Annotated in this window: 18 protein-coding genes; 6 read left to right on the top strand and 12 right to left on the bottom strand. The window is 53.7% G+C overall.

Annotation, left to right across the window (positions count from 1 at the left end):
• Positions 1-38 precede the first annotated feature (38 nt).
• Both hemE and ACHUEV_RS16800 read left to right on the top strand, forming a co-directional pair.
• Positions 39-1,073 (top strand): uroporphyrinogen decarboxylase, encoded by a 1,035-nt coding sequence (gene hemE / locus ACHUEV_RS16805; RefSeq protein WP_394181928.1) that lies wholly within the window; start codon positions 39-41, stop codon positions 1,071-1,073.
• A 64-nt stretch (positions 1,074-1,137) separates the two neighbouring features.
• A complete protein-coding gene (locus ACHUEV_RS16800) occupies positions 1,138-1,446 on the top strand; it encodes a hypothetical protein (protein WP_394181926.1) in 309 nt (102 codons plus the stop codon).
• Here ACHUEV_RS16800 and ACHUEV_RS16795 read toward each other — a convergent pair.
• Positions 1,433-2,074, bottom strand: coding sequence for a LysE family translocator (locus ACHUEV_RS16795; protein ID WP_207766533.1), 642 nt, complete (start codon positions 2,072-2,074; stop codon positions 1,433-1,435). The genes ACHUEV_RS16800 and ACHUEV_RS16795 overlap by 14 nt on opposite strands.
• Positions 2,065-2,943 (bottom strand): oxygen-dependent coproporphyrinogen oxidase, encoded by an 879-nt coding sequence (gene hemF / locus ACHUEV_RS16790; protein WP_394181923.1) that lies wholly within the window; start codon positions 2,941-2,943, stop codon positions 2,065-2,067. The genes ACHUEV_RS16795 and hemF overlap by 10 nt, the downstream gene beginning before the upstream one ends.
• Before the next feature lie 102 nt (positions 2,944-3,045).
• Between hemF and ACHUEV_RS16785 the strand changes: the two genes are divergently transcribed.
• Entirely contained in the window at positions 3,046-3,432 is a 387-nt protein-coding gene (locus ACHUEV_RS16785; RefSeq protein ID WP_394181921.1) for a hypothetical protein, read from the top strand.
• On the opposite strand, the gene ACHUEV_RS16780 is transcribed toward ACHUEV_RS16785, so the two are convergent.
• Genes ACHUEV_RS16780 through clpS form a run of 3 tightly spaced genes read right to left on the bottom strand, consistent with a single transcriptional unit; the run spans position 3,433 to position 5,597 of the window.
• Positions 3,433-4,236, bottom strand: a complete 804-nt coding sequence (locus ACHUEV_RS16780) for an SDR family NAD(P)-dependent oxidoreductase (RefSeq protein ID WP_394181919.1) — start codon at positions 4,234-4,236, stop codon at positions 3,433-3,435.
• Positions 4,237-4,256: 20 nt separating this feature from the next.
• Positions 4,257-5,228 (bottom strand): class I SAM-dependent methyltransferase, encoded by a 972-nt coding sequence (locus ACHUEV_RS16775; protein WP_394181917.1) that lies wholly within the window; start codon positions 5,226-5,228, stop codon positions 4,257-4,259.
• Positions 5,229-5,252: 24 nt separating this feature from the next.
• Positions 5,253-5,597: an ATP-dependent Clp protease adapter ClpS gene (gene clpS, locus ACHUEV_RS16770; protein WP_394181990.1), complete on the bottom strand. Its 345-nt coding sequence runs from the start codon at positions 5,595-5,597 to the stop codon at positions 5,253-5,255.
• A 261-nt stretch (positions 5,598-5,858) separates the two neighbouring features.
• On the opposite strand from clpS, the gene ACHUEV_RS16765 reads away from it, so the two are divergent.
• Both ACHUEV_RS16765 and ACHUEV_RS16760 read left to right on the top strand, forming a co-directional pair.
• Positions 5,859-7,412, top strand: a complete 1,554-nt coding sequence (locus ACHUEV_RS16765; RefSeq protein WP_394181915.1) for a D-alanyl-D-alanine carboxypeptidase family protein — start codon at positions 5,859-5,861, stop codon at positions 7,410-7,412.
• A 143-nt stretch (positions 7,413-7,555) separates the two neighbouring features.
• Positions 7,556-7,981, top strand: coding sequence for a hypothetical protein (locus tag ACHUEV_RS16760; RefSeq protein WP_106356344.1), 426 nt, complete (start codon positions 7,556-7,558; stop codon positions 7,979-7,981).
• A 73-nt stretch (positions 7,982-8,054) separates the two neighbouring features.
• Here ACHUEV_RS16760 and ACHUEV_RS16755 read toward each other — a convergent pair whose 3' ends face one another.
• The 5 genes from ACHUEV_RS16755 to ACHUEV_RS16735 all read right to left on the bottom strand — a co-directional run bounded on the left by ACHUEV_RS16755 (position 8,055) and on the right by ACHUEV_RS16735 (position 14,501).
• The gene (locus tag ACHUEV_RS16755; RefSeq protein WP_394181913.1) at positions 8,055-9,650 is read right to left on the bottom strand and encodes an ABC transporter ATP-binding protein; all 1,596 of its coding nucleotides are present in this window, start codon (positions 9,648-9,650) and stop codon (positions 8,055-8,057) included.
• Positions 9,650-10,816, bottom strand: coding sequence for an ABC transporter permease (locus tag ACHUEV_RS16750; RefSeq protein ID WP_394181911.1), 1,167 nt, complete (start codon positions 10,814-10,816; stop codon positions 9,650-9,652). The genes ACHUEV_RS16755 and ACHUEV_RS16750 overlap by 1 nt, the downstream gene beginning before the upstream one ends.
• Positions 10,813-11,892: a microcin C ABC transporter permease YejB gene (locus ACHUEV_RS16745; RefSeq protein ID WP_394181909.1), complete on the bottom strand. Its 1,080-nt coding sequence runs from the start codon at positions 11,890-11,892 to the stop codon at positions 10,813-10,815. The genes ACHUEV_RS16750 and ACHUEV_RS16745 overlap by 4 nt, the downstream gene beginning before the upstream one ends.
• A gap of 9 nt (positions 11,893-11,901) precedes the next feature.
• Positions 11,902-13,755: an extracellular solute-binding protein gene (locus ACHUEV_RS16740; RefSeq protein WP_394181907.1), complete on the bottom strand. Its 1,854-nt coding sequence runs from the start codon at positions 13,753-13,755 to the stop codon at positions 11,902-11,904.
• Between the two features lie 230 nt (positions 13,756-13,985).
• Positions 13,986-14,501 carry a c-type cytochrome gene (locus ACHUEV_RS16735; RefSeq protein WP_394181905.1) on the bottom strand — a complete coding sequence of 172 codons (516 nt, stop codon included), beginning with the start codon at positions 14,499-14,501 and terminating at the stop codon, positions 13,986-13,988.
• 120 nt (positions 14,502-14,621) lie between these two features.
• On the opposite strand from ACHUEV_RS16735, the gene ACHUEV_RS16730 reads away from it, so the two are divergent.
• A complete protein-coding gene (locus ACHUEV_RS16730; protein ID WP_394181903.1) occupies positions 14,622-15,461 on the top strand; it encodes a prephenate dehydratase in 840 nt (279 codons plus the stop codon).
• A 1-nt stretch (position 15,462) separates the two neighbouring features.
• On the opposite strand, the gene ACHUEV_RS16725 is transcribed toward ACHUEV_RS16730, so the two are convergent.
• Together ACHUEV_RS16725 and nudC are read right to left on the bottom strand one after the other, a co-directional pair.
• A complete protein-coding gene (locus ACHUEV_RS16725; RefSeq protein ID WP_394181901.1) occupies positions 15,463-15,933 on the bottom strand; it encodes an SRPBCC family protein in 471 nt (156 codons plus the stop codon).
• A 38-nt stretch (positions 15,934-15,971) separates the two neighbouring features.
• On the bottom strand, positions 15,972-16,919 hold the full coding sequence (gene nudC, locus ACHUEV_RS16720) for an NAD(+) diphosphatase (RefSeq protein ID WP_394181899.1): 948 nt from the start codon (positions 16,917-16,919) through the stop codon (positions 15,972-15,974).
• Positions 16,920-17,006 lie beyond the last annotated feature (87 nt).

Here is a 17,006-nt window from a genome sequence, read left to right as displayed (position 1 = left end):
GCAATTGGGACCACCGTTGCAATATAAAGGACGACCCTATGACGCAGCAAAAAACCATCCTTCGTGCCCTTGCGGGTGAAACTTTGGATACCCCGCCCATTTGGATGATGCGTCAGGCCGGACGATACCTGCCAGAATACAAAGCAACCCGTGCGCAGGCGGGCGACTTTTTGTCGCTGTGCTATAACCCTGAACTCGCGGCCGAGGTCACGCTTCAGCCAATTCGCCGTTACGGATTTGATGCGGCGATCCTGTTCGCAGACATCCTATTGCTGCCCCAAGCATTGGGTGCGGACCTTTGGTTCGTGACAGGCGAAGGCCCACGGCTGTCGACCACCACCACCGCAGATGAGCTAGCCCAGTTGAAACCCCTTGAGGCCATCCACGACACATTGAACCCGGTTTATGAAACCGTCAAAATCCTGTCGCAAGAATTGCCAAAGGAAACGACGCTCATCGGTTTTGCCGGGGCACCATGGACAGTCGCAACTTATATGATCGCCGGCCAAGGCACCCCAGATCAGGGACCAGCCCACGCGCTCAAGGCAGAAAACCGTGCGGTTTTCGAAGGTATCATGGACCGGATTACCGAAGGCACGATTGCCTATCTGTCCAAGCAGATCGAGGCTGGTGCCGAAGTCGTGAAATTATTCGATAGCTGGGCTGGATCCCTGCAAGGGGACGATTTCGCGGATTTTTCTATTAAACCGATGCAGCGCATCACCGCAGCGCTGAAAGAAAAGCACCCGGGCATTCCCGTCATCGCATTTCCGCGTGGCGCGGGTGAAAGATACGCTGGTGTGCATGCTGCCACCGGCGCAGATTGTGTTGCGGTGGACGACGGCGTTGATGCGGCTTGGGCCGCTGAACATGTACAAGTTGACGGCTGCGTTCAGGGCAACCTGAAATCATCACACATGGTCACAGGCGGCCAAGATTTGGTCACTGAAACGCGCCGTATTTGCGATGCCTTTAGCAAAGGCCCACATATATTTAACCTTGGGCATGGGATCACACCTGATGCAAACCCAGACAACGTCCAACTGATGATAGACACTGTGCGCGGTGGCTAGGCTGCAATTGCCTCTGACGCTGCGCCTCGTTTTTCATGGCATACGCAGCGCTTGGGTCGGCCTGATGATCATGGTCATTGGCTGGATTGGGCTTGTACCTGCAACCGCCGTTGAAAGGTCCGCACTTTCTGCGCCGCTTGGCGTGGAGCGTCCAGAGGGGCTAACATCCATGCGCGTTGCGCGCGCCATGGTTCACTTTGCCCCGGAACGCGCCGCGCGGATGCTTAGCGATTCAACAAATGGAGAGATTTCTCCAGAATTGGCTGGGATGATGCTGCGGCAGATCGCGGAAGGTAATCCAGCAGAGGTTGCGCCGTCGCCCGAAACGCAAGGGCGCAGCATCGACGGACCTAAATTTGTTACGGTTGACTAAGCGTCGTCGACCAGCCGAACCACAGCGCGACACCAACAAGCGCAAGCGCAAGCGCGCGTCGAATAAATTGGCTACGTTTTTCGTCTTCTAGCAAAACCTGCGCCGTCCCCGCCATAGCGACAATTATTGCATGGATCGTGGTTGCAACGAGAACGAACACAGCGGATAGCGCAAGCGTCTGGGACATCACCGTCGTTCCTGGGCTAACAAAGCTAGGAAGAATGGCGACATAAAATACCGCTGCCTTTGGATTTAGTAGATTGGTAATCATGCCACGTCGAAAATAGGTACGCGCAGCGATTCCGCCTGCGACCTCTTTCACCGGTTCGTCTGCATCGCGCCAGGCATCCCACGCCAACCATAGCATGTAAGCCACGCCACCAAACCGCAGTGCCTGAAATAAAGTAGGAGAAGCATTGATGATCGCCGCCAAACCAAGTGCCGCAGCGACTCCTACCAGCGCGAGGCCAAGTGCGACGCCTGCAACAGCAGCAAACCCTAACCTACGCCCCTGACTAGCTGCGACAACAGCCAGATAAACCATATTGGGACCGGGGGTTAATTCAATCAGCATCGCAGTACCTGCAAAGGCAAGCAGCGCCGCGGGGTCGATGCCGCTCAGACCCATTTGGCCATCGGGGGTAGGCTCATCAGTACAGCGTTTGCATCGTGCCCCGTTGCCAGCCCGAACTTGGTACCGCGGTCGTAAACAAGGTTATATTCAGCATAAAGCCCGCGATGTATCAGTTGCGTATCTTTGTCAGCGTCGGTCCAAACGGTTTCACGACGCTTATCAACCAACGGCACATAGGCGGGCAAGAACGCGCGCCCGATGTCTTGGGTAAGTGCGAAATCCGCCTCCCAGTCACCTGTGCAACGATCGTCCATGAATATGCCCCCCACCCCACGCGGGCGGTTGCGATGCGGGATGTAGAAATATTCGTCGGCCCATTCCTTTAGGCGTGGATAGAGATCATCGCCATGCGGATCGAGGTATTCCTGCTGCACAGCATGGAAATGGGCGGTATCCTCGTCGTATTCGATGCATGGGTTCAAATCGGACCCGCCGCCAAACCACCATGCATGGGGCGTCCAGAACATGCGGGTGTTCATGTGAACTGCCGGAGCATGCGGATTTTGCATATGCGCAACCAAGGAAATTCCCGACGCCCAGAAGCGCGGGTCTTCATCCATACCGGGAACACCGCGTGCAGCCATAGATTTCTGCGCGGCCTCGCCAAGCTGGCCATATACAGTCGAAACGTTCACACCGACCTTTTCAAACACGCGGCCACCACGCATCACGGACATTAGCCCGCCGCCAGCATCCGCACCGTTATCAGATGCGCGCTTAGTCTCGGTCACTTCGAACCGGCCTGCGGGCGCATCGCTGTGTTGGCGGTCTTCTAGCGCCTCAAAGGCAGTCACAATCTCATCACGCAATGTACGAAACCAAGCCGATGCTTTGCTCTTTTCCGCTTCAAATCCGTTTGACATGACTGCCCCTTCGCGCTGTGATATTGAATAACACTCTATCTTAGGTTCTTTGCAGGATATCAATCAGCTAACGATGATCTAGATCAAGCCCCGGAGAATACCATGCGCCCCGCCCTATTCATTCTACCCCTTCTTGCGCTGACTGCCTGCGCTACGCCGCGCGAACAGTGTATCAGCAGTGCTAACCGCGATGTCTATGTTTTACGCAACTTGATTAGCGAGGCGCGGGGTAATCTGGCACGTGGCTATGCGCTCGCCGAAAGCACTGATGTGCGCACGCTAAAAAAGACGTGTCGTGCGGAAAACGAAAACGACGAAATCTTTACATACCCATGCAACGAAACAGAAACCTTCACGACAACGCGGCCAGTTTCGATTGATCTAGACGCCGAGCAAACAAAGCTAGAGCAGCTAGAACGCCGCCTTATCGAAGCTCAGGCCAATTCCGATCAAATGGTCGCGCAGTGTATCGCGATGCATCCTGAATAATCAGTGACAGGAAACCGCTGCCGGGTCCAATAGGGTCCGGCCGCCATCGACAGTAATGATCTGACCAGTCACAAAGCTGGACGCCTCTGACGATAGGTATTGAACTGCGTCAGATACCTCGCCCGGACTTGCGATACGGTGCAATGGTGTGCTTTCCACGATTGCTTCGCGATCCTCTTCGCACTCTTTCAATGATCCCTTCAGGCTCGCACTCATAACGCTGCCAAAGGCAACCGCGTTCACACGGATACCGTTCGGCGCCAATGCAACAGCCATTGACCGGGTCATTTGTTCAAGCGCAGCAGAGCTGACCGAGTAAGCAAGCAATTCAGGATGCGTACGGCGCGCAGCGATAGAGCTGATGTTCACAATGGATCCCACTTGGCCAGACGGTTCTGCGCCAGCCTGTTTGATCATCCGGCGTGCAACCGCCTGACTAACCCGCAGGGCAGTAAGTGTATTTTGCTGTAACAGCTCTTCGACACTATTGTCATCGGGATCAAGCGGATCAGTTTTCAGAACCTGCCGCGATGCGTTCACCAAAATGTCGACACGCTCGAACGCGTCAATCGTCGCAGAAAGCAGGTTCGCGATTGTCAGCTTTTTGCGTAGGTCGCCCGCAAAGGTGCGCACGTTCTCTTCTTTATCAGCGGCGTCGCCCATTTCATGGCACAGCGCTTTTTCGTCCATATCAGCGAATACAACGTTCGCGCCTTCTTGCACGAAATGGCGACCGATCGCGAGACCGACACCATTGGCAGCGCCCGTGACAATGGCTGTCTTGCCAGAGATAGAAAAGGACATCGCGTTACTCCTTAGCCTTGCTAGCGCAGTGGCCGATTGGCATGAAAAATCTTGAACGCACCATTCCCGCCAATCATGTCCACATTACGGAAACATTCGGACAAGGTTGTTTCATAAGGAAGATGGCGGTTCGCAACCATCCACAGCTTGCCATGCGGGGCAAGCATACGGGCAGCAGATTGGATAAAGGCACGGCCAAGCGACGGATCAGAGGCCCGGCCCGTGTGAAACGGTGGGTTCATAACGATACCGTCATAGGCGGCATCAGGGTGGAATTGCGTGGCATCGGCCCAGTGTAAGGTCGCACGCGGATCGGTCACATTCATCTTGGCGCAAGCAACTGACAGCGCTTCTGCTTCGATCATATCAAGTGATTGCACGCCTGCACGTTCAAGAACTGGCCCTGCAAGGTATCCCCAGCCTGCCCCAAGATCGGCCATCCGCGCGGGCAATTTCGCTGGAAGCGCAGCGGCAAGCAACGCAGATCCAACATCGATAGTTCCATCTGAGAACACACCAGCCGTGGTGAAATACCCGTGCTCGCCCTTTTCTGGCGGCGGGGCGACCCAATCAGCGAAAGCATCCGTCGCAGCAAACCAAAAGATACGACCGTGCCCCTTGGTGATCGACGGTAAAGCGCCCAGACGCTTGCGGCATTCTTTGAATATGCTATCGACGCCATCCGTCTTTTGGCCGTCAACGACGACCAAATCAGCCATTTCACAAGCCTGCGCCACCATAGCACGGGCCAGCGCCTTGGCCCGAGGGACCACAACAATCGCGACAGAAACCTTTGGAACGTCCTGAGACACAGGATAACCCGCGTTTTCCCAAGCGGTGTAATCAGGATAGAACCCCTGGACGATCTGTACCTGATCACGGGCAAGCCCTGCGACATCATAAGTGGCTGACGGCCGCATGATCGCGATCTTACCTTCAGGCAACACGAGAAGGCCGTCATCAAGGGCGGTACTTAAACGAGACTGTGACATGTTACTTCGAATAACGACCGGGCGTTATTCTTTCTCCATCGTGCATTGCAAAGGGTGTTGGTGACGCTGGGCGAAATCCATTACCTGCGCAACCTTAGTTTCTGCGATCTCATGGCTAAAGACACCAACGACTGCAATACCCTTCTTGTGGACGGTCAACATGATTTCAAACGCTTGGGCATGGGACAGGCCAAAAAACCGTTCCAACACCATGACCACAAACTCCATCGGCGTAAAATCGTCGTTCAGGATCATGACCTTGTACATCGGGGGGCGTTTGGTCTTTGGCTTTGTCTCAAGCGCAATCCCAAGGTCGCCGCCATCGTCGTCGTCCCTTTTATCTGCCATCATGTAAAAATCAGCCAACATCGCTTCGCCCTGTTTGGTGAGCATCATATATAGGACACTCATCGCGTGTGAAAACCCCTTCGTTCTAAATGTGAATCACGCATTTAGCGGCATGGATCAAGACCGACACAACATGTGCCAAATGTCGCATTATGATCACCAGAAAAGTCTTTGAATTTAGGGTATTTTCTGAAAACCGAACTTATGTTAGCGTTTCTGCATAACAATAAGGTCACCGAAAAAATTCGGGACCAGAGGCAGTAAATATAAGAGGCAAGCGACGTGGCAAGTCGTCCGGGACAATTGGCCCTAAGTGGGCTGTATCTATTCGCATTCTTGATCGTAACTTTGTTTGCGCCCATCAGCGCAGCTGCTGCCCCCTATGCGGCAATGGTGATGGACGCACGCACCGGCGAGGTGCTGCATTCGCGCAATGCAGACACCCGGCTCCATCCGGCCTCGTTGACCAAAATGATGACGCTCTACATCGCATTCCAAGCGATCGAACGCGGCGAAATCACGTTGGACACCGAAGTACGGATCAGCCGAAACGCAGCGTCAGAGCCACCTTCCAAGCTGGGGGTGCGCGCCGGGCAAACGATCCGCCTGCGCTATCTGCTACGCGCCGCAGCTGTGAAATCCGCCAACGACGCGGCCACCGCCATTGGCGAAGCCATCGCCGGATCCGAAGAAGCGTTTGCCACACGCATGAACCGGACTGCCCGCGCAATGGGCATGCGCAATACAAACTTTATAAACGCACACGGGCTGACCCAATCAGGTCACATGTCCACAGCACGCGATATGTCTGTGCTGGGTCGCCACGTGATCTATGATTTCCCACAGTATTATAACCTGTTTTCACGCCGCACGGCTGACGCTGGCATTGCAACTGTCCGTCATACCAACCGTCGTTGGCTGGATGCCTATGACGGTGGTGATGGCATCAAAACTGGATACACACGTGCGGCTGGTTTCAACCTTGTTGCCTCTGCGCAGCGTGGCCAAGAACGCATCATCGTGACCGTCTTTGGTGGCTCGTCCACAACAGCCCGCAACGCACGCGTCACTGAACTCATGGATATGGGCTTTAACCGCGCGCCGTCACGGGCAACCGTCCGTCGACCAAACCCACCTGCGGCGATGCTAACCAGTGCGCCAGCAACACAAAGCCGTTCGGTAACGCGTAAATCTGGGCTTGTTAGCCGCAGCCTACGTCCTGTTGCGCGCCCACTGCCAACTTCGCCAGTTGCCGAGATTTTGGTCGCAGCAGCGGAAACGCCAGCAGTTGATGATGTGCTGAACGACGCGATTAATGCAGCATTGGTCGAGGCCATGGCAGAACCAGTTCCCCAAGCTGAACCGGAAACCGTCGTTGTAGCCGAAGCTGCGCCCGAAACAGTCGCCACACCAGATCCCACAATCGCGTCGCTGATCGCTACTGATACACCTGTTTTAACGCCACATCTTCGCCCCGCGAGTCTGCAAACGACAGCGGTTGCAGCAGTCGAAGCGCCCGCAGCCAAACCTGCCGCACCTGTAGCCGTTGTCGCAGATGCCGGACCAGAAGTGGTGACGCGTATTTCAACCTCCGGCGGCCGCCATTGGGGCGTGAACGTTGGGCGTTATAACAGCCGCTATGACGCCGAACGCGTCCTGCTACGCGTAGCCTTGAACGAGATGAGCACATTAGACGGCGCACTCCGCCGGGTCGTGCAACGCTCTGGTGGGTTTGATGCAAACTTTATGGGGCTAAGCCGTGAAGGTGCCGATCTAGCCTGCCGCCGCCTACAAGCACGCGGCACGACATGTTTCATGATTGGATCTGAGGGCTAATTATAAGTTCTCTTTCCACACGCACTTGCGTGTGGAAAGATGAAAGCCAGCATAAAACTCGAAGTGGGTCACATCTCACCGTGACCACTCGGCCATACTGGTAGATAACCTAGTTGCTCGCATCTTTTGGTGCAGGAGTTAAAATGAAATTTTCTCTGGGCACACCAGAACATGGTTGGGTCGAACTCACGATTACTGACGACATACATCGCTTCGAAGTGATCGTATCTAATGTTCCAAATGACTTCATCAACGACACCATGATCGCCCTTTCACAGCTTCTCACTTATGAGAACAAGCGACAGGTCTGGTTGAGCCTCGAGCCAGCTTACTACCTGATGTCGATAGCACGTCAAACTGACGTCTTCACAATCACTATCGATAAGGGCGTATCAGCTTCAAACGTAGTTTATTACCAAGCCTCCGGAGACTTCAAAGAAGTTATTCTTCCAATTTATCGTTCACTCAAAAGCTTCTACAATTCACGCAACGAGGATTTGCATTGGCCAGCGGTCAATCAAATGGAGTTTCAAAACATGCTCGAAGCTGTCGCTCTGTACAAAGGCTAAATCACCAAAATGGTCCGTGGGTGAACGGTTGTTAACTCCACATTCAAGGAATTAGCTCCAAGATTTCGACCTTTCAAACCACCTTACCCTCAAACGCTGCCGCCATCAGCGCGCGCGTGTATTCGGTTTGCGGTGCATCGAAAATCGCATCGGCGTCACCGGCCTCGACGATGTCACCTTGTTTCATCACCATCACCTTATGTGACAGGGCACGAACAACCTTTAGGTCGTGGCTGATGAACAAATAGGCCAGCCCGTATTTTTGCTGGAGGTCACGTAACAACTGTACGATCTGCACCTGCACGGTCATATCCAATGCGCTGGTGGGTTCGTCCAAAATTAGCAATTTAGGACGCAGGATCATCGCGCGTGCAATCGCGATCCGCTGGCGTTGCCCGCCTGAAAACTCATGTGGATAGCGGTCCATCGTGGCCGGATCCAAACCAACCTCGCCCATGATCTCGGACACCATGTCGCGGCGATTTCGACCTGGATCAACACCGTGAACCCCCAGCCCTTCGGCAATGATCTCGGCCACTGTCATGCGCGGACTAAGCGAGCCATAGGGATCTTGAAACACAATTTGCATTTCGCTGCGTAATGGGCGCATTTGTTTGGGGCTCAGGCCATGAATATCCTTGCCTTGAAACGCGATCTGTCCTTCAGACCGGATCAATCGCATCACAGCAAGCGCGAGCGTCGTTTTACCCGACCCGCTTTCGCCGACAACGCCCAGCGTTTCCCCTGCCCTGATATTCAGCGTCGCCTCGTTCACCGCTTTCACATGGCCGACAGTACGTTTCAAAAGCCCTGCGTGGATCGGGAACCAAATTCGTGTTTTGTCCGTGCTTAAAACAATCGGAGCATCCGGCGCTACGGGTTCTGGCAGACCAGTCGATTCCGCCGCCAAAAGCGTTTGTGTATAGGGATGCTGCGGGTTCGCAAAAATCTCGGCCGTGGGGCCAGCCTCAACAATTTCGCCATCTTTCATCACACAAACACGATCTGCGATTTTGCGCACGATTGTCAGGTCGTGTGTGATGAAAAGCATCGACATGCCTTCGTCACGCTTGAGTTCAGCAAGCAGTTCCAAAATCTGCGCCTGAATGGTCACGTCCAAGGCAGTTGTCGGCTCATCCGCGATCAGCAGTTCAGGTCCATTCGCGAGCGCCATCGCGATCATGACACGCTGGCGTTGCCCACCGGACAGCTGATGTGGATAGGCATTTAGGCGGCTTTCAGCATCGCGAATACCAACACGCTTAAGCAATTCTAAGATGCGTTCACGCACCGCCGGACCGCGAATGCCTTGGTGCAGTTCGATGCTTTCCGCGAGCTGTTTTTCAAGCGTGTGCAGCGGGTTGAGCGAGGTCATCGGCTCTTGGAAGATAAAGCTGATGTCGTTCCCACGCACGCGGCGCAGCGCGCTTTCATCTGCGCCAACCATTTCCTCGGCGTTGTATTTGATCGACCCGGCCATGACCGCGCTGTCGTCTAGCAACTGCACCGTAGACAAAGCAGTGACAGACTTTCCCGAACCGGATTCACCGACCAAGGCAACGGTTTCACCTTTGTGGACCTGAAACGACACGCCGCGCACGGCATGTGTCACGCCGCCATCTTGGCGAAACGCCACGCGCAGGTCGCGCACATCTAATACCGCAGTCATTATTCTGCCCCGTTTTCGTTGCCAAAGGGCAGATCAGCCGTATCAACCTTGCCGTCAGCGACAAAGGTTTTGCGCGGGTCAAACGCGTCGCGGACGCCTTCAAAGATGAACACCAGCAGCGACAACATGATCGCAAAGGTAAAGAAGGCAGTGAAGCCCAGCCATGGGGCCTGCAAGTTCTGTTTAGCCTGCAATGTCATCTCGCCCAAGGACGGCGCAGATGAAGGCAAACCAAAGCCCAAGAAATCTAGTGATGCCAGTGTCGCGATTGCACCGGTCACCAAGAAAGGCAGCATCGTCACCGTTGCGACCATTGCGTTTGGCAGCATGTGGCGGAACATGATTGTACGGTCCCTTACGCCAAGCGCCTTGGCAGCACGCACGTATTCAAGGTTGCGTGCACGTAAGAATTCCGCCCGGACAACGCCGACCAAAGCAGGCCAGCCGAACAGCACCGTCAAAAACACAAGCAGCCAGAAACTTCGCCCCAAGATCGCGAACACGATAATGATCACATAAAGCGATGGGGTTCCTGTCCAAATCTCGATGAAACGTTGGAATATTAGGTCAGTCCAACCACCAAAATACCCCTGAACAGCACCAGCGACGATCCCGATCAGCGACGATGCAACTGTCACCATCAACGCAAAAACGATGGACAGGCGGAAACCATAGATGACCCGCGCCACAACATCGCGCTTCGTATCATCTGTCCCTAGCCAATTGTCTGCGCTTGGTGGGGCTGGGGCAACGCCCTTCACATCCACAATTGTCTTATAGGAATAGGGGATCAGCGGCCATATGACCCAGCCCTTATCGAAATCACCCTCGAGCGTCTGCCCATCATCAACGGCTTGGATCAGAATTTCAGGGTCGTCGAAACAGCTGTCCAACCCACCCGTCACGATCAGGCATTCAACTTCGGCATCTTTGTAGACCGCCTCGGTCGGGAAATCGCCGCCAAAGTCACGCTCTGAATAGAAGCTAAAGATTGGCATCCGAATTTCGCCGCGATAGCTGACGGCGATCGGCTTATCGTTGGCGATGAACTCGGCCATGAGCGAAAGCCCAAAGAGTATGCTAAAGATAATCAGCGACCAGACCGCACGACGGTTCCGCTTGAAATTCCGCCAGCGGCGTTGGTTTAGGGGCGATAGCATCTTCATCCGCGAGCCTCAAAATCGATACGCGGATCGATGAAAACGTAAGTCAAATCGGTGATAATCCCAACTACAAGACCAATCAACGAGAACGCAAAGAGCGTACCGAAGACAACGGGATAGTCGCGCGCAACGGCGGCTTCAAAGCCCAAACGCCCTAGCCCATCCAGCGAAAACAGTGTTTCGATAATCAGCGAGCCACCAAAGAACACGCCGATGAACAACGCTGGAAATCCGGAAATCACGATCAACATCGCGTTTCGGAAGACATGGCCATACAGCACTTTGCGCTCTGACAGGCCCTTTGCCTTGGCGGTGATCACATATTGCTTTTTGATCTCGTCCAAGAAGCTGTTCTTGGTCAGCAGGGTCAACGTCGCGAATGCGGAAATCGTTGAGGCAAAGACTGGCAGGGCGATGTGCCACAGGTAATCAGCCGCTTTGCCGATCAGGCTGAGTTGGTCGAAATCCGAAGATGTCAGGCCACGCAGCGGGAACAAACGCCAGTATGAACCACCTGCAAAAAGCACGATTAACAAGATCGCGAATAAGAAACCGGGGATCGCATAGCCAACGATAATCGCGCCAGAGGTCCACGTATCAAAGGAAGAGCCATCGCGTACCGCCTTTTTAATACCCAGTGGGATAGACACGAAATAGGCGATCAAAGTCGACCAAAGCCCAAGCGTGATGGACACTGGCATTTTCTCCATCACCAGATCGAACACGCTGATCGAGCGAAAGTAGCTCTCGCCGAAGTCAAAACGCATGTAGTTCCACATCATGTTCAAGAAGCGTTCCAACGGCGGTTTATCAAAACCGAATTCGCGCTCTAGCTCGGCTATGAACTCAGGCGGCAGGCCGCGGCCACCGATGTATTCGCTTTCAGCTTCGCCACCAAAACTGGCGTCCCCGCCCCCACCTGAAATTCCCTCAAAAACGTCACCGTTCCCTTCGAGGTTCGCGAGGATCTGTTCAATCGGGCCACCGGGCACGAATTGGATAAGTGTAAAGTTGATGATCATGATCCCTAACAGCGTAGGAATCACGAGCAACAATCGTCGGAGAATATAGGCGCCCATGTCAGTTCTTTACTGGAACGCGCCAGCGGCCGTCAAAGCCTCGGCCTTTTCCGGATTGATCCACCAATAGTCCAGGTAGCCCAAGCCAAACTCCGGAAGATTATTCGGGTATTCGTACATATCGTAGTAGGCGACCCAATTTTTCCCAAGATACCAAACGGGAACGATATAGTAGTCGTAGCGCATGACCCGATCGATGGCACGTACGGCAGCGGCCATTTCATCATAGTCTTGCGCAGCGGTTACAAAATTCGCCAATTCGTCAACGGCTTCAGAACAGTAGCCAGCGGGGTTGAATACATCGTCTTTGTCTTCGCAGCCAAATTTTTGCGTAATCCCGCGTCCCTCTTGAAGGCCGTTGGAATAGTAGCTGAACATCATATCAAAGTCGTTCTCTTGGGTGCGCGCTTGATATTGCGATGGGTCAACACGGTTATAGGTGATGTTCACGCCCAACCGACGAAGGTTATCAATATAAGGTGTGATAACACGGTCAAAGCTTTGACGGGTTTCAAGAAATTCGATGTCCAGGGTATTGCCATTTGCATCGCGCAGAAGACCATCGTCGCTGCTGGTATATCCTGCGGCTTCCATCAACACGAGAGCTTGACGCATGTTGTTGCGGTCCAGCGCCCGTTCTCCGCTTTGATGCGGCAGCAAGGCTTCTTCGGTAAAGATTTCAGTTGGCAGAAACTCGCGAACGCTTTCTAGCAATTCCAATTCGCGGCCTTCGGGCAAACCTTCGGCCTTTAGACGATCATTTTCCCAGAAACTCTCGCGCTGTTGGAACAGACCATATTGTAGGTTTTCGTTGGTCCACGTGAAGTTATACATCAAGCCCAAGGCACGGCGCACGTTTCGATCTTGGAATTTCTCGCGGCGCAGGTTGAAAACAAATCCAGTCGCGGCAGGAAGCGTCCCATCATCTAGCGTATCGCGCACGACCCAGTTCTTTTCGATTGCTGGAAAATCATATGCGGTCGCCCAGTTCAGCGAACTATTCTCACGACGGAAAGTAAACTCACCGGCCTTAAAGGCCTCGAATGCGGCAGAGGTATCGGCAAAATATTCGATACGAATCGAATCATAGTTGCCACGGCCAACATTGATAGGAACCTCTGCGCCCCAGTAATCAGGGTTGCGCGTATAGATAAGTTGGCGACCCGGATCGATTGAACCAACCATATATTCGCCTGTTCCGGGTGATGTCTCCATCCGTGATTCGTCTAGCCGTGCGCCAGTTTCTTCGAACCAAGCCTTAGACATAACAAGCTGTCCACCGACCTGTGACAGACGACCACGTTCAGGTGCATCTGCATTGAAAGTGAACTTGACCGTGTAATCATCCAGCGCTTCGTATTTGTCGACCAACTGAACGATTCCTGCGCGGTAAGACGGTGTTGACTGCTCGCGGAGCAATTCATGCGTATAGATGACATCAGCGGCGGTCATTGGCGTACCGTCGGAAAATTTTACGTCCTCACGCAGATGGAAGATCACCCATGAATGATCTTCGGGATACTCAATCGTCGTGCACAACAGGCAATACTCTGACCCAACCTCATCATCCGTTGAGGTCATGAGCCGCTCATACATGATCGACGACATCAAACCCGGTGTGCCGCTAAGGGTCGCAAACGGGTTCATATTGTCGAACGTACCACTGGTTGAAATGCTGATCTCTCCACCGATGGGTGCTTCGGGGTTAACATAGTCGAGATGTGTAAAATCTGGCCCGTACTTTAGCGCATCATATTCGTTTATGCCGTGGCTTTCGATAACCGTAACATGGCTATCGGCCCGCAATGCATCCGCCCCGAACAGTGCGCCAAAGACAACAACAGACCCCGCAAACCAATGCATTAAGCCGCGCGATTCATTTTCGCGCTTTAAAGCAATAGCGCGGGCCTTTGGTCGATCTTGCATCATAGTCTCCGGTCACAGCAAAGCATTAGGTTACGGGCAAGGCTACGTGACAGTCCGGTTAACATTCAAGTTGAGAATGCGCGATCACGCCATCTTCACAGCAATTTGGGCAACAAAAAAGGCCACCCCAGATCGGAGCGGCCTTTTGTTTGGGTATCGCGATGCGATTAATCGTCAAGGCTGTCGAGGTATGCGATCAGGTTCGCGCGGTCTTCGACCTTGCGCAGACCGTTATAGCCCATTGCAGTACCTGGTGCGTAACCTTTGGGGTTTTCAAGGAAACCGTTCAGATGATCCACATCCCAAACATCAGCAACCGCGACCAACGCGCCAGAGTAGTTAAAGCCATCAGCTGCCCCGACTGGGCGGCCAACAATGCCGTACAAAGAAGGGCCAGTAGAGTTCACGCCAGGCTCAAGTGAGTGGCAAGAACGGCAGTTGCGCCAAACGCCTTCACCGTCTGCTGCGCTTGCTGTCGCCATCACCGCAGCAAAGTCGACTTCTTCGACGACTTCGTCGTGGCCGTCAGCGCCTTCAACTTCGATCACATAAGCTTGTGAGTGGTCGCCGTGACCACCGCCACCAGCGTAAATGAGATCGCCGGCCCAAGAGCCCAGCAAGAAAACGAGAAACGTGCCACACAGGCCGCCTACTACTTTGGTCATAGTCATTGTGTCGAACATGTCGCGTTCCATTCAGTTCACAGTTTTGAGGGTATGTATCCGCTTCCCATACCCGGTTGCAAGGTATACTGCCGCGACCAATCGCCCATTTTTCACGGGTGCCGTTCGGAGGGCACGCTTATGACGCAGAAAATCGCATTCCAAGGAGAGCTTGGAGCCTATGGTCACGAGGCTTGCGCAGCCGCCCGTCCCGATTTCGAACCCTTTCCCTGCCGGACATTTGAAGACGCAATCGAAGCCGTCCGGAAAGGCGATGCCGACCTTGGCATGATCGCCGTTGAAAATTCGACCTACGGCCGCGTTGCTGACGTGCATTCGCTGCTACCTGAAAGCGGTTTACACATCGTTGATGAAACCTTTGTCCGGGTTCACGTGAACCTGCTGGGTAAAAAGAACGCTACGCTTGATGATATTACAGATGCATATGGGCATCCTGTTATCCTGCCGCAGTGTGCGGGTTTCTTGCGCCAACAAAACATTCACGGCCACACCAGCACAGACAACGCCCGTGCCGCACGTGAAGTATCTGAAGGTGATGACAAAACTGTTGCGGCACTCGCCTCTGAATTGGCTGCGGACATCTATGACCTAAAAGTGCTTGCCCGGCACATCGAAGATCACGACCGGAACACAACCCGTTTCTTGATCATGTCGCGTGAACCCGATTACCGCAAACGCGGCAAACACGGCATGATGACCAGCTTTGTTTTCCGGGTCCGCAACATTCCAGCCGCGCTATATAAGGCGATGGGTGGGTTCGCGACCAATGGTGTCAATATGACCAAGCTCGAAAGCTATATGGTTGATGGGCATTTCACCGCGACCCAATTCTATGCCGAAATCGAAGGTCATCCCGATGATCGGAATGTGCAACTCGCGCTTGAAGAGCTGAATTACTTCACCGACAAACTACATGTGATGGGCGTTTATCCAGCCGCAGCGCGTCGTCACGAAAAGTAGGTTACTTACCTTTGCGGTAGCTGTCTTCGATATCTTCCGCAAACTCGACCACGCGTGCCCGAAAGCGCTTGTTTAGCTTTGCTTTGGCAAGTTTCATTGACTCAAGCACAAGGCGCGCTGTGAATGTTTTCGATCGCAATTCAATTCCGACCATAATACGCGTACGAGTCGGCGACAGAGCGACCAGTTCAATACCGGTACGGATTGTCATGCCATCCGCGATACCCGCGACATGATACCCAACCGGAGAAGTGATTTCAGTCAGCTTTGCCTCAAGGGTTCGACTGCGTCCGCGAAACTTGAAAGCGATCTTCCATTCTGAGCCTGCTTTGGGCGCACCTTGGTCCTGATCAGACCGCGTAACCTGTGCACCATGACGCAACGCCTTACGCTCAAAGGAAGCGAAATCCGTAACTTGCGCGAAGACATACTCAGCAGGTGCTTCGATATCCTCTCGTGTACTGAATTTCATCTAGTGGATCCCTTTTGGACGTTCATAGTGCTTATTGGTTAATCGAGTCGGTCTGCCAACCAATTTTCTAACAAAAAATGTGCAATCGCACCCTTTCTTGCCGGAAGTATCTCTGGGTGCTGCCCCGCAAACGCCCGCGCAATATCTTCGCGTGTGACCCATCGTGCGTCTTCAATTTCAGCGGGATCGATGGTGATATCGGTACTGGTCGCAACGCCAGAGCACCCAAACATCAACGACGACGGGAACGGCCAAGGTTGACTGGCAAGGTATTTCACTTCGCCAACGTGGATACCTGATTCTTCCAGAACTTCGCGTCTGACAGCAGCTTCCATCGTCTCACCGGGTTCAACAAACCCGGCAAGCAAGGAATACATGCCTTCTGGCCAGCCCGGCGAACGGCCCATCAAGACGGAATTGCCATGTGTGATCAGCATAATCACCACGGGATCGGTACGTGGGAAATGATGCCCACCGCAGGCTCCACAGTCCCGTTGCCAGCCCCCCATTGCGAATGCACTTTCTTGACCACAAACCGCACAAAAGCGGTGTGATCTATGCCAGCCAAATATCGCCCGCGCAGTCGCTGCCAATTCCGCATCAAGCGGGGCAAGCTGGCTCATTACTGTACGCAGTTCTACAAACACCGCGCCTTCAGGCATTGCCGGGTGATGCTGTTCAGTAGCATCAGCAAAGCTGTTCAATGCTTCAACGTCCAAATCTTGGGGTGTCCAAGCTGACATATCTGCCGCGAAGATAGGGTTGGTGTCCTGCCCCAAGAATATAAAATCAGGGCCTGCATCCTTAATCACAGGGTGGTCAAAGGGAACCCGAACCAATGCACCGTCCTTCAGCATTGGTTTTCCGCGCCACAAAAGAATGGCCCGAGAGTCCTGATGTTTAGCAATATCAACCGCCTGTACGCGCAATTGAGCCGCACGATCAAGGCCAGACCCACCAAATGTAACCGTCTCTGCAATCTTCATAAGACCGAAATGGCACGGTAACGACAGAAGTTCAATTTATTCCGTATCTAGGTGCTGGCGCCCGCCAACACACCGCCTATAGTTGCG

It is taken from the genome of Yoonia maritima, assembly GCF_043641945.1.
In the GTDB taxonomy this organism is placed as follows: domain Bacteria; phylum Pseudomonadota; class Alphaproteobacteria; order Rhodobacterales; family Rhodobacteraceae; genus Yoonia; species Yoonia maritima_B.
This window is presented reverse-complemented; position numbering and strand designations above follow the sequence as displayed.